Origin of the sequence: Phaeodactylibacter xiamenensis (assembly GCF_000759025.1) — a bacterium.
Classification (GTDB): Bacteria; Bacteroidota; Bacteroidia; order Chitinophagales; family Saprospiraceae; genus Phaeodactylibacter; species Phaeodactylibacter xiamenensis.
Map to the genome: position 1 here is coordinate 1 of NZ_JPOS01000075.1, position 14,410 is coordinate 14,410.

General features: G+C 53.1%; 12 protein-coding genes. 7 read left to right on the forward strand and 5 right to left on the reverse strand.

All coding sequences use genetic code 11. The features are described from left to right. Together IX84_RS18455 and IX84_RS18460 are read left to right on the forward strand one after the other, a co-directional pair. Positions 1-776: T9SS type A sorting domain-containing protein (locus IX84_RS18455; protein ID WP_044224111.1), on the forward strand; the 776-nt coding region annotated here is incomplete at its 5' end. 61 nt (positions 777-837) lie between these two features. Next, positions 838-3,711 (forward strand): T9SS type A sorting domain-containing protein, encoded by a 2,874-nt coding sequence (locus IX84_RS18460; protein ID WP_044224113.1) that lies wholly within the window; start codon positions 838-840, stop codon positions 3,709-3,711. A 586-nt stretch (positions 3,712-4,297) separates the two neighbouring features. Here IX84_RS18460 and porT read toward each other — a convergent pair. Together porT and ubiE are read right to left on the reverse strand one after the other, a co-directional pair. Next, positions 4,298-5,020 (reverse strand): type IX secretion/gliding motility protein PorT/SprT, encoded by a 723-nt coding sequence (porT, locus tag IX84_RS18465; RefSeq protein ID WP_238578304.1) that lies wholly within the window; start codon positions 5,018-5,020, stop codon positions 4,298-4,300. Then, positions 4,990-5,721: a bifunctional demethylmenaquinone methyltransferase/2-methoxy-6-polyprenyl-1,4-benzoquinol methylase UbiE gene (gene ubiE, locus IX84_RS18470; protein ID WP_044224354.1), complete on the reverse strand. Its 732-nt coding sequence runs from the start codon at positions 5,719-5,721 to the stop codon at positions 4,990-4,992. Before ubiE ends, porT begins: the two co-directional genes overlap by 31 nt. A gap of 134 nt (positions 5,722-5,855) precedes the next feature. Here ubiE and gyrA point away from each other — a divergent pair, with 134 nt between their 5' ends. Both gyrA and IX84_RS18480 read left to right on the forward strand, forming a co-directional pair. Then, positions 5,856-8,444 carry a DNA gyrase subunit A gene (gyrA, locus tag IX84_RS18475; RefSeq protein ID WP_044224115.1) on the forward strand — a complete coding sequence of 863 codons (2,589 nt, stop codon included), beginning with the start codon at positions 5,856-5,858 and terminating at the stop codon, positions 8,442-8,444. 149 nt (positions 8,445-8,593) lie between these two features. Further along, a complete protein-coding gene (locus tag IX84_RS18480; RefSeq protein WP_160213824.1) occupies positions 8,594-9,931 on the forward strand; it encodes a tetratricopeptide repeat protein in 1,338 nt (445 codons plus the stop codon). A gap of 60 nt (positions 9,932-9,991) precedes the next feature. On the opposite strand, the gene IX84_RS18485 is transcribed toward IX84_RS18480, so the two are convergent. Then, positions 9,992-10,564: a sugar O-acetyltransferase gene (locus IX84_RS18485; RefSeq protein ID WP_044224357.1), complete on the reverse strand. Its 573-nt coding sequence runs from the start codon at positions 10,562-10,564 to the stop codon at positions 9,992-9,994. Between the two features lie 112 nt (positions 10,565-10,676). Here IX84_RS18485 and IX84_RS18490 point away from each other — a divergent pair, with 112 nt between their 5' ends. From IX84_RS18490 to IX84_RS18500, 3 genes are all read left to right on the forward strand, one after another. Then, the gene (locus IX84_RS18490) at positions 10,677-11,990 is read left to right on the forward strand and encodes an aspartate kinase (RefSeq protein ID WP_044224119.1); all 1,314 of its coding nucleotides are present in this window, start codon (positions 10,677-10,679) and stop codon (positions 11,988-11,990) included. A gap of 82 nt (positions 11,991-12,072) precedes the next feature. Further along, a complete protein-coding gene (locus IX84_RS18495) occupies positions 12,073-12,519 on the forward strand; it encodes a hypothetical protein (protein WP_044224121.1) in 447 nt (148 codons plus the stop codon). A 37-nt stretch (positions 12,520-12,556) separates the two neighbouring features. Then, positions 12,557-13,066: a YciI family protein gene (locus IX84_RS18500; RefSeq protein WP_044224123.1), complete on the forward strand. Its 510-nt coding sequence runs from the start codon at positions 12,557-12,559 to the stop codon at positions 13,064-13,066. A gap of 6 nt (positions 13,067-13,072) precedes the next feature. On the opposite strand, the gene IX84_RS18505 is transcribed toward IX84_RS18500, so the two are convergent. Beyond that, entirely contained in the window at positions 13,073-13,627 is a 555-nt protein-coding gene (locus IX84_RS18505) for a GNAT family N-acetyltransferase (protein WP_052516195.1), read from the reverse strand. Continuing rightward, positions 13,614-14,408: a diadenylate cyclase CdaA gene (cdaA, locus tag IX84_RS18510; protein WP_044224125.1), complete on the reverse strand. Its 795-nt coding sequence runs from the start codon at positions 14,406-14,408 to the stop codon at positions 13,614-13,616. Before cdaA ends, IX84_RS18505 begins: the two co-directional genes overlap by 14 nt. Between the last annotated feature and the right edge of the window lie 2 nt (positions 14,409-14,410).

A 14,410-nucleotide genomic window follows, 5' to 3' on the forward strand; every position in this document is an offset into this window, starting at 1 on the left:
TAGGCTGGGTGGGCAATCTGGACTTCCTGAGCTCCCCGAACGGCTATCTGATCAACCTGAGCGAGGCGGGCACGCTCACCTACCCGGAGAGCTTCAACGGTCCTAATGAGGAAGCCTTCCGCAGCAATGAGGGCATCGAAGGTCGCAGCACTGGACAGTGGGAGGTAGACCCGCATCAGTATGAGCACAGTATGAACCTGATTGCTTTAGTCACGGATGCCGAAACGGGCAACCTGCTGCACGAAGGGGACGAGGTCGGTGCCTTCATCAACGGTGAGGTACGCGGCAGCGCGCAGCCGATCTACGTTGAGGCGGTGGATGCTTACCTGCTCTTTATGACCGTCTACGGCAACGCCGAGGGGGGCACGGTCACCTTCAAGTACTACGACGGTACAGACGGTGAAATCAAGGCCGTGGAAGAGTCCTTTGTTTTCATTGCAAACGACATCCTGGGCACGGTCAACCTGCCGGAGCCGCTGACGCTGCAGAGCGTGACGGATGCTGCTGCCCTTACCGGCACGGCGCCCCGCTTCGAGCTCTTCCCCAACCCGGCCACAGAGCGGGTGTACCTAAGCTTCGATGCACCTGCTGCTGCTGAGATTATCGTGGTCGTCAGCGATGCAACGGGCCGGGAAGTGGCACGTATCGAGACAGAAGCTGCTGCCGGAGGCAACTTGTTGGAATGGCGGCCTAATAACCTGGCTGCCGGGCTGTACTTCGTTACCCTGCACAGTAATGGCCAGGTACAGTCTGCGAAATTGAATCTACGACCTTAAATAAGCCTGCTGCCTGTCGCGGGGTTACCTTGCGCGGGCAGCAGCTCAAAAGCATCATCCAATGCGATATATATATTTTATCCTATTGATGGCTGTTGCCTTCAGGGCATCCGCGGGCCCGCCCGACTGGACAGCACCGGAGCCCGGGGTGTACGGCTACTCGGCAAGCATCAATGCAGCCCTGGTCATCGATGGAGCGCTGACGGCGAATGCCAATGACCTCATTGCTTTCTTCTCCAACGGGGAGCTGCGGGGCGTGAGCACGCCGGTAAGCATAGGAAATCAGGTCTTCCACCTGTCTACGGTTTTCTCCAATACTGCTATAGGGGAGGAGCTACAGGTGCGGGTCTACCATGCGGCTACCGATGGGGTTTACATCGCGCAGCAGCCCTACGCTTTCGTCCATCAGGGCGTGAGCGGCAGTTTTGATGCGCCCTACGAAATTGAAGTCTTCACAGACGGTGATGCGCCCATCGGGCTTCAGGCATTGCCGGCACAACAGACCTTGCAGGGCGTGCCCTTCGCGCCCCTGGGCCTGCAGCCTTTTCTGGAGCGGCAGGACAACGACGGCATTACCTGGTCGGCGGATTTCAACCCGCACGTCCTGACCTTTTTTAATGGGGCAGAGCTGACGCTGATCCCAACAGACCCCGCCTGGTTTGGTTCCACCACAGTCACGGTGCGCGCCACCGAGCAGACGCCCAACGCTTACTTTGCCACCGCAGAACTCAGCGTCACCGTTGAGGAAGCCTACGCCGGGCCGCAGTGGGAGGATATCCCAACACAGAGCGCGGAGCCGCAGGCCGGCTTTGAGCTGCTGAGCCTGCCCGGCTTCGAGGCGGGCTATGGCGGCCCCTGCCTGGACTACAGCCTGACGCCTGTACTGGCTACGGCAGGCAGCCAGCCACAGTTGCCCGCCAGCTGGAGCACTCCTCTTTTGCAACAGCCGTTCAGCATGAACCTCTCTGCCCGGGCACAGTATACGCCTTGGCTGCCGTTGGGCGATGAAGCCGACCGCCTGGCTTTCTTCATCAACGGCCAGCTGAGCGGCACAGCCGCCCCGGAGCTGGTCAACGGGCAGGCGTACTACTTTGCCACCGTTTACCATGCCATGCCGGAAGGGGAAATGGAGGTGCGCTACTACAGCGCAGCCCACGAAGCCCTCTTCACCTTGCCTGTCACGCTCAGTTTTGGCGGTAACGGCCAGCTGGGCAGCCCGGACGAGCCGCTGTTGCTCGATTTCTCCCCTTTCTTCTTTGAGCTGGACGAAGCCGGGCAGCTGGGCATCGCCCCACAGGACACGGCCTTCCGGGGGGCGCACCCGTACACCTTCCTGGCAGCAGACTGCGACTATCCGGAGGCGCTGCAGGACACGGTGTCCACGCAGCTGTGCTACGATATTGACAGCGATCAGGACGGGCTGTGCAATACGCTCGACCCGGCGCCCTTCGACCCCTGCTTCCCGGATTACGAAGCGCCGCCCCTGCAGGTGCTTGATAGCAATGGGGACACGCTCACGAGCAAAGGCATGCTTGAAGTGGGCACCGACTCCGGCGATTGCCACTACTCGGCTATCTGGCGGGCTTTTTCCATAGAAGACTGCTCGGGCGTGACGGTAGAGGCTGCCCTGGAAAACCAGAATGGCCCCTCGGCCGGGCAGCTGGAAACGGTGCTGCTTGATGCGGCCACCGGGCAGTATGCCCTCTACCTCACCGTACCTCAGGGCACCTACGAGCTGGAAGTCGTTGCCACCGATGATTATGGCAATGCGGAGGATTTTACCTACACTTTTATTGTAACAGATGAGGGAGCGCCGCAGCTGTCCTGCCTTGATGTAGAAGTAGCCCTGAGCTACGACGGCACCGGAGAGCTGCTGGCCGACGAGGTGCTGGACTTTACCAACAGCAGCGACAACTGCGGGCTGGACTACAGCACGCTGATGATCAGCCAGACAGCTTTTGACTGCAGCGATCTGGGCATACAGAGCCTAGAGCTGACGGCCTCTGACATACATGGCAACAGCAGCAGCTGCACTGCGCAGGTGGAAGTGCTCATCAGTGAGGACATCCCGCCGCCCTGGGGCACTGCCGATATCGGCATGGTGCCGGGCAGCAGCGCCTATGCTTATGACCCCTGTGCCACGGGCAACCCGTCCAAAGGGCATTTCACCCTCAACAGCCCGGGCTACAACCCCATTTCGGGGGGTACGGACCAGCTGGCGGGCGTGGTAAAGGAGCTGTGCGAAGGGTCCGGCATCCGCGCAGAGGTACAGTCGGTGGGCCCGGATACGTATGCGGGCATATTCATGCGCAACAGCAGCGCGGCCGGGTCGCCCATGGCGGGGCTGTTCACCAACCTGACGCCTGTGCTGCGCTGGGAGAGTCGCCTTCAGCCGAACGGCAGCAAGAGCTTTACGCCCTTTCAGGCGGTAGCAGCCCCGGCAACGCTGGGCATGCGGCGGCACAATGGCCTGCTGCAGGCTGTGTACCGCACCCCCGGCGGGAGCGGCTGGCAGTTGATCACACAGATACAAGACCACCTGGAGGAGTGTGTGGAAGTAGGCTTTGGCGCCTTCAGTAACGACCCGGGCGGAGCGGCTACCGCCGTTATTGGCCCGGTGAGCACCATAGGGGCTCCCAACAGCACCGAATTTGGGGGCAGCCCGGCCATGGAGCTTACAGGCAATTCTGGCACCGGGCAGCTGGCGCTTTGGCCCAACCCGGCCTCCCGGTCGGCCACTTTATCGCTGGGCGCACCGCTGGAAGCACCGGCGCAGGCCCGCCTGATGGACGGGCTGGGGCAGGCTGTGAGGGCCTGGTCTCTTGAGGCGGGCTTAACGGAGCATCCGCTGGCCGTAAGCGGCCTGCCGAATGGCTTATACTGGTTAAAGGTTGACGGGCAGCCGGGCGCACAGCGGTTGCTGATCAGCCGGTAAGGCCGCAGCGGCCATTCAAAAGATACCGAAAGGGGACAGTGATGAGCACTGCCCCCTTTTGTTTGTCATAATAGCATGTCACAATAATGTTTACCCCGTGCTATGGATCGTTCACGGCAATTGTTAAGGCATTCGCCACATATTTCAAATTCCCTTTCTCTTCTTCTGTAAATTTGAGTTATCGAAACGATCCCACCTACCGATTAATGAAGCTAAACCCAGATGGGCCATTTCAAGTAGAAGGTCCATACAGTTGGCATACTTAACCTTTAGCCTTAAGAATTTTATGGGGAACCTTTACGCTACAGCCCTTAACGGGTTGTTAGGGCTGTAGCTTTTTCACCCAAAAACAAACACTACACATATCCCGGTAATTAGACATTAGGGGAATATGCACGGGCGTTTATCGCCGATGAACAAACACCACATTCAAACACAATAACAACACGAACGGGATTAATTAAGTGCCTTAGGGCCTTCAATGGATATTTAGGAAAAAGGCTGCGGTAATCCCCGCAGCCTTTTCTATTGTGCCGACAGAGCGTATATCGCTAAGGCTTGCTTTTACTGCCCCCGAAACCAGCTTTTACCCCTCAAAGTGGAAGGAAAGCGTAAAGGTCCGGGAAAGTATCTTTTCCAGAACGGTAGACTCCTCGATATTTTCATTATAGATCAGCGTATTGCCGATGCCATGGGATATCTTGATTTCAGGAGAAAAGATGAAGAATGGGAAGAAGAACTGCACGCCTGCGCCATACTCCAGTGCGAATTCATTGGGGGCTATGCGCACGAGGGTCTCCGCCTGCCGGGTTTGCGAATCACTGGCCACATCAAAGGCATACTTCACACCAGCAATGACAAAAAGCCGCATATCCTTGTAGGGGGCCGACTTGTAGCGCAGGTGGAAAGGCATTTCCACGAGGACAGACTCTACCCGCCGTTCAGAAAAATTAGACCGCCGCCCAAAACGGGTGTAGCTAATCGTCCGCTCAGCAAAAGATAGGGTGGGGAGGAAGCGAAAATCGAAATGATCGCCCATTTTCAGGTTGGTGACAATACCAAGATTGAAGCCCGGCCCTGAGGCGGACTCGACCACGCGGATGGAGTCGCTTTGCAGGAACTGATCAGAGTTGAAGGGCGTGAACCGGGAGGAGTTGTACCCCAGCGTAATGCCGAAATAGTAAGGCTTTTGCTGGAAGTCAAAAAAGTTGTAATTGCCGGTAGGCTGGGCAGACATTTTCTGAGCCGGCAGCAGAAAAAGCAGGGCGCAGGCTAAGCCTAAGCTTTGCCACCGGAATAAATCGCGCAAACGCCAAGAGTTAGTGGTATGCATTGATTTGATTTGAAGCCAATTTTGCTAAGAATGTCGGTAAACTGTTCGCGGTCAGGAAATGCCTGCACCGATTCGTAAAGGTAACTGTAAGCCCTGGGGTCCTTAGAAGTCAGCCGGCCCACGGTGGGCAGGATGTTCCGGAAATAAAAGTTGTACAGTTGCTTGAACGGGAAAACCCGGGGTTTGGAAAACTCCAGTACCACAAGCTTGCCGCCCGGCTTTAGCACCCGATGCATTTCTTCGAGCCCCTTTTCCAGGTGTTCAAAATTGCGCACACCAAAAGCAACGGTGATGGCATCAAACGTATTGTCTGAAAACGGCAAATTCTCTGAGTCGCCCTGCTGCAGCTCAATGGTGGTGCTTAAGCCACGTTTATCGATTTTAGTCCGGCCAATTTCAAGCATCTCATTGGCAATATCAATGCCGATGATTTTCTCAGGCTGCAATTGCCGTGCGGTCTCCAGTGCCACATCTGCCGTGCCGGTAGCCACATCGAGCACCACCTTAGGCGCATCCTCCTTCAACAGCTTGATGGCCCGCTTGCGCCAGTACACATCAATACCCAGAGACAACAGGCGGTTCAGGAAATCATAGTAGGGCGCGATGCCATCAAACATCTTCGAGACCTGCTCTTTCTTACTGCCCGACTGATCATACGGCTTTACTTCCTCTGCCATAGTAATTTCAAAATTTTTGCAAAGATATATTTTGGGAAGGGAGTGGCCGTCATAGTAAAGCAAAATCCTGTTTTTTTCTTATCTTTGCCTGTCTTTGAAAAAAGGGCAAGAAAATACAAGAATAAACCGCTTACATGTCTTTGAAACAGCGAATTATCCCCGTTAATATCGAGGACCAAATGAAGTCGGCCTACATCGATTACTCTATGTCAGTAATCGTTTCCCGGGCGCTTCCGGATGTACGGGACGGCCTCAAGCCGGTGCACCGACGGGTCCTGTACGGTATGTCAGATTTAGGGCTAACCTACAACAAAAGCTATAAAAAGTCAGCGCGTATCGTTGGAGAGGTGCTGGGTAAATACCACCCTCATGGTGACTCTTCCGTATACGACACGATGGTCCGTATGGCACAGCACTGGTCTCTGCGCTACCCGCTGGTAGACGGTCAGGGCAATTTTGGCTCTATGGATGGCGACAGCCCGGCCGCCATGCGTTATACCGAGGCTCGCCTGGAGCGTATCTCTGATGAAATGCTGGCAGATATCGGTAAGGAAACCGTCGATTTTGCCTTCAACTTTGATGATACGCTGAAGGAACCAACGGTACTGCCTGCCAGAATCCCAAACCTGCTGGTCAACGGCGCCTCTGGTATCGCTGTAGGTATGGCGACCAATATGCTGCCGCACAACCTCACAGAAGTGGTCGATGGCATCGTGGCGCAAATTGCCAATCCGGATATTACCATCGAAGAATTGATGCAATACATCAAAGCGCCGGATTTCCCAACCGGTGGCATTATCTATGGTACGAGCGGTGTGCGCGAAGCATTCGAAACCGGCCGTGGCCGGGTCGTGGTCCGGGGCCGGGCCGAGATTCAGGTGGCTGATAATGGCAGAGAAACCATTGTGGTAACAGAAATCCCCTATCAGGTCAATAAAGCCAACCTGGTCGCCAAGATCGCCGAGCTGGTGAATGACAAAAAGATCATCGGTATCAGCGATATCCGGGATGAGTCCGACCGCGATGGCCTGCGCATCGTAGTGGATGTGAAGCGGGATGCTATGGCCAGCGTTGTGCTGAGCATGCTGTACAAGTACACTGCTTTGCAGACTTCCTACGGTGTCAATAACGTAGCCCTGGTTAATGGCCGGCCTGAGCTGCTCAACCTGAAAGATATCATCGCGGAGTTTATCAAGTTCCGCATCGAGGTTATCGTGCGCCGTACGCAGTATGATTTGCGCAAAGCGATTGCCCGTGCGCATATCCTGGTCGGCCTGCTCATTGCGCTGGACTACATAGATATGGTCATTGACCTCATCCGTGGCTCTGCTACGCCGGAGGATGCCCGCAATGGTTTGATGGCAGGAGCCTTTATCGAGGATATGGATAAGTTCTGGAAGCAGTTTGGCCCGCTGATTGAGCAGGCGGACACCGATGAATATCCGAGAGAAGAGGGCAATGCGCTTTCAGAAGCTCAGGCGCGCGCGATTCTGGATATGCGGCTGCAAAAGCTGACTGGCCTGGAGCGGGATAAGGTGAAAGAGGAGTACGATGAACTGCAGGAGCGTATCGCCTATTTGAAATCTATCCTGGAAAGCGAAGAGCTGCAGCGTGAAATTGCCGCAGAAGAATTGCAGGAGATCAAAGAAAAATACGGAGATGAACGCCGTACTGATATCACAGCTGCGGATGGCGAAATCAGCATTGAAGACCTGATTGCCAATGAGGAGGTTGTGGTTACGATTTCCAGTTTAGGCTACATCAAGCGGACACCGGTCTCTGAATACCGTAAGCAAAGCCGGGGCGGGCGTGGCTCCCGTGGCAGTAAGACCCGGGATGCGGATTTTGTGGAGCACTTGTTCATTGCAAGTACCCACAACTACCTGCTGCTCTTCACGGAGTCCGGGCGTTGTCATTGGTTAAGAGTCTATGAAATACCGGAAGCGAATAAGACCTCAAGCGGCCGGGTGATTCAGAATATCCTGGCTATTCCAAAAGACGATAGTATCAAAGCCTATATTAATATTCAGGACCTGACGGATGAGGAGTTCATCAACAATAACAATATTGTTTTCTGCACCCGCAATGGCCTGATCAAGAAGACGCTGGTCGAAGCCTACTCCCGTCCACGGGCAGGTGGCATTAACGCTATTACCATCAACGAAGGCGATCAGCTGATAGAGGCGAAACTAACCAACGGTAACCAAGAGGTATTTATCGCCAGCCGTTCCGGGCGGGCGATCCGCTTTGAAGAATCCAAAGTGCGGGCTATGGGCCGTACCGCTGCCGGTGTCCGGGGCATTAGCCTGAATGAAGATGGCAAAGATATCGCGGTAGGCATGGTCATCATTGATCCGGAAGAAGCCGAAACAGCCATTATGGTCCTTTCTGAAAAGGGGATGGGCAAACGTACGTTGTACAGTGACTATCGTTTGACCAACCGCGGTGGTAAGGGGGTCAAGAATATGCAAATCACAGATAAAACAGGTGGGGTGTTCTCCATCAAAGCAGTGAGCGAGGATAGTGACCTGATGATCACCACTCGTGATGGCATCGTGATTCGTATGGCCGTTAGCGATATCAGGGTGATGGGCCGTGCCACACAGGGTGTGCGCCTCATTAAGCTGGATAAGCACGATGAAATGGCCGATATCGCCGTGATTCATAAGTCAGAGGATGAAGATGAGCCAACGACGCCTCCGGCATTCGATGAAGAGGAATAGGAACTGGTTTTAACATTTTGTAAATACCGATTCTTTCCGGAAATTCGTCTAATAGAGTGAAAAATTGGGGATTTTGGGGTCTTTTTTGATCTTAAGCCCCGTTTTTCGGGTTATTTGAATACAAACCAAAAATGAAAATTGCATACAACATGAAAAAACTGATCTTAGCACTGACTGCTGTATTGATGGTATTTGCAGTACAGGCACAGGACGGTAAGAAGGCGGTTCGTAAGGCATCAAGTGCTCTGGGTGCTTTTAATCTGGACCCTACCAACAACAAAGAAAAGCTGCAAGAGGCTATTGACCTTATCGAGGAGGGCGCTTCAGATCCGGAATCCTCAAAGGAGGCCAAAACTTTCCTGACTAAAGGTGAGATCTACAATGAAATCGCGAATCAGTATCTGATTGCAAGCCAGCTAGGAGACACGGTAGCAGCGAAAAAACTTCCACAAGTTGACGATCCTGCTATGATCGCTGCTGAAGCTTTCCTTAAGGCTTATGAGCTGGCCGAGAAAAAATGGGAAACCAAAGACGCTACCAAAGGAATGGCACAGGCTCAGGGCCACCTTTCCAACAGCGGTGTGATGGCTTTTCAGGATGAGCAGAACTATGAGAAGGCTTACAATGACTTCAAAATGGTGCTTGACCTGCACAAGGTCCTGACTGATGAGAAAGAGGATAGTAACCTGAAGAGCGAAGACGACTACCTCAATCAGTTGTACATCACCGGGCTTTCTGCGATCAACGCTAATGAGATGGACGCAGCAAAGGGCTATTTTGACCAGCTCTACGAAAAGAAATATGACAAGCCTGTCATTTACGAATCGCTGTACAAAATTACAGCAACGGATGAATCCAAAATGGACGAAGCCTATGCCTATCTTGAAGAGGGCCGTAAGCTGTTCCCGGACGATGTATCTCTGCTGTTCGCAGAAATCAACCACTTCCTCCGTATTGGCAAACTCGATGTGCTGATTACCAAGCTGCAAACGGCTATTGAAAAAGAGCCGGACAACGTTTCGCTTTACTCTACTTTGGGTAACGTCTACGACAACCTCTACCAAAAGGCACTAAAGGCCAACGATGAAGCAGCCGCAAAGGAGAACTTCGACAGCGCAATGAAGTACTATCAGCAGGCGGTCAATAAGGACGCCGATTACGTTGATGCGATCTACAGTATCGGTGCCCTGTATTACAACAAGGCAGCGGTTATGACACAGGACCTCAATAAGTACGCTGATGACTACTCCAAGGAAGGCCTGAAGAAGTACGAAGAGCTCAAGAAGAATATCTTCGAGGAGTTTGATAACGCACTGCCATTCTTCCAGAAGGCGGAGTCGATTAACCCAAGCGACTTGAACACGCTGATTGCCCTCAAGGAAATCTACGCACGTAAAGACGACCTGGAGAAGTCCAATGTCTTCAAGGAGCGTATCGACCGCATTCAGGCGGGTGAGACAATCGAAGATGCCTACTTTGATAAGTAAGTTAGCTTTTATAGGGTAACATAAAATGCCCGGGCAACGCTGTTGTTGTCCGGGCATTTTTTATACGTCGTCTTGCTGGTCAATGGCCCGAATGACCCGGCAGGGGTTCCCCGCGGCAAAGCTATCTGCCGGAATATCACGGGTGACCACGCTCCCGGCTCCAATCACTGCCCGGTCGCCAATCGTCACGCCAGGGCACACGATAACACCGCCCCCCAGCCACACATCATCCCCGATGCGGATCGGCTTGGCATACTCTTTTCCACTGCTTCGGGCTTCTGCGTTCAGCGGATGAGTAGCCGTGTATAGCTGCACATTGGGGGCGCACATGACCCGGCTGCCGATGTACACCGGTGCCACATCCAGCACCACGCAGTTGAAATTGAAAAAGACCCGCTCGCCGGCATAAATGTTATAGCCGTAGTCACAGTAGAACGGCGGTTCAATCCAGAGGTCAGGCTGACTGTTGGGCAGCAGTTGTTGCAGAATTTCCTGACGCTTGTCTTTTTCGTCATCCCCGGTCTCGTTCAGGGCTTTGAACAAAAGGCGGGCTTTTTGGCGTTCTTCAGTGAGGGTCGGGTCAAGGGGTACATACATTTCCCCGGCGATCATTTTCTCTTTTTCTGTACGCATGTTGTAAAAAATGAGGAAGTGAAAGAAATAGGCAGACGCTATTGCCTGATATTTTTTACCTTGCGCAATTTCTGAAAATTTTGATGTAACCAATTAATACAGTTCGATAATCATGAAGCGTCCAGTTCGGGTTTTTAAATTTGGAGGATCCTCACTCAAAGATGCAGCGGCTATTCAAAATGTAGCTAATATCCTTCGTGACTTTAAAGACGAAAGCCTGGTGGTGGTGGTTTCTGCAATGGGCAAAACGACCAATGCCATGGAAACCGTAGTCGAAGCCCATGCCGCTCAGAACGGTAAAGCCTTTGATCTGCTCAACGAAATCAAAGCCCAGCATTACCGGATTATGGACGAGCTTTTCCCTTCTCAAAATGAGGAGGTCTATGCTGCGGTTAATGATGTATTCGTAGAAGTGGAGTGGGTGCTGGAAGAACCGCCGCATGACAACTACGACTACATGTATGATCAGATTGTCTCGATCGGCGAACTGGTCTCCTCCAAAATTGTGAGTGCTTTCCTGAATCAAATGGAATTGCCGACCGCCTGGCTCGATGCAAGAGACGTGATTCTGACCGACGATATCTTCCGGGAAGGCTGGGTACAGTGGGAACAAACACAGGAACGCGCCACAAAACTGGTAACCCCACTACTGGAAAAGCCGGGCTTTGTGCTGACACAGGGCTTCATAGGCAGTACTACTGAAAATTTCACCACTACTCTCGGACGGGAAGGCTCCGACTATACCGCTGCGATTTTTAGCTTTTGCATGGATGCCCAGGATATGACCATATGGAAGGATGTCCCCGGTGTCCTGACGGCAGATCCCCGAAAGTTCGAGAATGTTACCCTTCTCGACCGCCTCTCCTACAAGGAAGCCATCGAGATGACCTACTACGGTGCTAAGGTCATTCACCCCAAGACCATCAAGCCGCTTCAGAACAAGAGCATCCCGCTGATGGTGAAGTCTTACATCAACCCGGAAGGCGCGGGCACCTATATTTCCGATGAGGTAGAGGATAACTATCCGCCAATGGTCGCCATCGAAGGCGATCAGGTATTGCTGCAGATCAGCACCCGCGATTTTTCCTTCGTTGCAGAGCACCACATCCGGGAACTGTTCAACATTATCGCTGATCTTCGCATTCAGGTGAATATGATGCAAAACTCAGCCATCAGTTTCAGCCTGTGCGTCAATGATGTGGACGATAAAGCCGACCGTTTCGCCCAGCGCATTGAGCAGGACTTCAAAGTGATGATGGACCGCGGGCTCGAACTCATTACTGTTCGGCATCATCAACCCGCTATTATGGAAGAACTGCGCAAAGGCAAAATTGTCCTGCTGGAAGAACGCATTAAGGACACCACCATTCAAATGGTAGTGAAGGATGTGCCGGTCATGCGCCGTAAGAAGGTGCCCACAGCATAAACTTGCCGGAAAGTGGTTTTTATCGGATTGACTCCCAACCCTCCGGGCTGGTTTTTCGTCTGTACACGAAAACAATCATCCGATGAAAGTCCTAAAAATTTTGACTGCCGTGTTGATCTTCTCCACCCTTTTTGGGGCTTGTGAGCAGTCAGAGGGCGATGGATTAATCCTTTGCCCAACAGGAACCTGTGAGGATCATGTACAGGTGAGTGACGACCTTTATGAGGATGGGCCGGACGACGAACACATGATTTCCAACGCCTTCATTTTTGACGATTGCCTGGACGTGACCTTCCGATACGGAGGTGGATGCGGAGAAGTGGAAGCTCACCTGTTTGCCAGTACAGGTGAAGGTGAGAGCCTGCCACCCACCCGTTTCATCAGGGTAGGTTTTCAGGACGATGATGACTGCGAGGCGTTGCTTGTCTACACCAAGACTTTTGACTTGACGCCTCTTCGCTCCGGGGCGCATTCTACCGTCCTTCTTCAGTTGGAAGGGTACGAGGAAGTGCTTGAATATAACTATTAAAGAAAAGCCTTAACTTACTGAATAAAAAAGACTGCACATGAAAAAACAACTTCCCTCGCTGTTCCTGCTCTTAGTATTGGCTTTATCCTGCGGGCAGGGGCCTGTGGAGACCGCTTCCGAAACACCGGCAAGCCCCGAAGAAGCCAACCGGCCGGTGGGTGCCGCTTACGACAGTCTGCTCGCTCAGGAGCTGGGTGCGGATGACTACGGTATGAAGGTCTACGTGATGGCTTTTCTGTACCGGGGAGAGGCTACAGGACTGGATTCCCTGCAACGGGCTGAGCTGCAGCGCGCCCATCTCGATAATATTACCCGCATGGCAGAAGCCGGCGACCTGGTCCTGGCCGGCCCGTTTATGGATGGGCAGGATCTTCGGGGCATCTACGTATTTGACGTCAGAACCGTTGCTGAAGCGGAGGCGCTGACCAATACAGATCCGGCAATTAAGGCAGGGACGCTGCGCATGGAACTCCGGCCCTGGTATGGTTCGGCAGCCTTAATGAAAGTCAATGAGCTGCACGAACAGGTGGCCAAGATTGATATTTAGCAAGGGTCAAAAGATAGGGCCCAAAAAGTCGACTAATCCTTCTTTCCAATGTTTATCCCCTAACGGCTTGACCATCAGGGAGTGTTTCACTGAGCGCCGCGTCAGCCCCATAGACTGCTCACCGGAGATCATCATCCACACGCAGGGGTTGCTTACAAGCTGGAAACCATTGTCCAGGTAAAGCTGGTGCTGACTGGCTAGCAGTACCAAAAAGTCTATCTGATGAGCCTGCCCAAGTGCGGAGAGTTGATTCAAAAGGTAGCTCGCTATGCGCCGGCGTTGAAAAAGTGGATCCACACAAAGATCAATGACCCCAAAAACAGGATATACCTGCCCTGCATTGTGCATGAGGCGGTGCTCAACAGCCATGTGCGCCATCAAATGACCTTCCTGATAGCCGAGATAGCGGAAATCAGGCAGCTGCCGGTAGAATGTCCGGTCCGGATAACCCGGGAAAGCCATCTTCAACAGCTGTTGAAGATGCTGATGCTGAAGGTTGGTCAGCGCAAACTCTTCCACCCGTTCCAGTTGTATTCCCTCAGGTAATTTAGTAGTACTCACTCAATAACGATTTCAGTTCCTGCTCATCAAGTTTGCGGCGCAGCTCGCCCTCTGCGGCAATAGATATTTGCCCGGTTTCTTCTGAGACGATAAAAGCCGCTACATTCGCCCGCTCCGTGATGCCCACTGCTGCCCGGTGCCGTAAGCCCGCACTGCTCGGCAGGTTAGGGTTTTCGGATACCGGCAGGACACAGCTGGCAGATTGCAGCCGGCCATTGCTCACAATAACAGCTCCATCGTGCAGAGGGCTGTGTTTATTAAAGATACTTTCCAGCAAGGGCTCCGTAATATCTGCATCCATAGCCACTCCGGAGCTGACCAGCCCGTCAAGGTCAAGATTGCCGGCCAGTACGATCAGTGCTCCTGTTTTGCGCTTGCTCATGCGCACTATTGCAGAGCGCAGGGCGCGCAACTGCCGCACTTTTTCCTCCGTACTTTCCAGGTTGCGATCCAGAATCCGCCCCAGAAAGTTAGAGCGTTGCCGAAGTGTGGTATTGCCCAGGAATAACAAAAAGCGCCTCACCTCAGGCTGGAAAATAATGATGATTATGATGACGCCCACGCTCACAAACTGGTCCAGAACTGCCGAAAGCAGGTCCATTTCCAGCTGATTGACCAGCCACCATACCACATACAGGGTTAGTACCCCCACAAAGATATTGAAGGCAATATTGCCGCGCAGCAACTTGTAAATCTGGTACATCAGGTACCCGACAATGATGATGTCGAGCACATCCCAGATTCTGACTGGCAAAAAACCAATATCGAAGAGGTAAATCATGT

Coding starts and splice junctions, on each gene's coding strand:
- IX84_RS18460 (WP_044224113.1), top strand. CDS start 838: ATGCGATATATATATTTTATCCTATTGATGGCTGTTGCCTTCAGGGCA.
- ubiE (WP_044224354.1), bottom strand. CDS start 5,721: ATGGCAGAGGAAGTAAAGCCGTATGATCAGTCGGGCAGTAAGAAAGAG.
- gyrA (WP_044224115.1), top strand. CDS start 5,856: ATGTCTTTGAAACAGCGAATTATCCCCGTTAATATCGAGGACCAAATG.
- IX84_RS18480 (WP_160213824.1), top strand. CDS start 8,594: ATGAAAAAACTGATCTTAGCACTGACTGCTGTATTGATGGTATTTGCA.
- IX84_RS18485 (WP_044224357.1), bottom strand. CDS start 10,564: ATGCGTACAGAAAAAGAGAAAATGATCGCCGGGGAAATGTATGTACCC.
- IX84_RS18490 (WP_044224119.1), top strand. CDS start 10,677: ATGAAGCGTCCAGTTCGGGTTTTTAAATTTGGAGGATCCTCACTCAAA.
- IX84_RS18495 (WP_044224121.1), top strand. CDS start 12,073: ATGAAAGTCCTAAAAATTTTGACTGCCGTGTTGATCTTCTCCACCCTT.
- IX84_RS18500 (WP_044224123.1), top strand. CDS start 12,557: ATGAAAAAACAACTTCCCTCGCTGTTCCTGCTCTTAGTATTGGCTTTA.
- cdaA (WP_044224125.1), bottom strand. CDS start 14,408: ATGATTTACCTCTTCGATATTGGTTTTTTGCCAGTCAGAATCTGGGAT.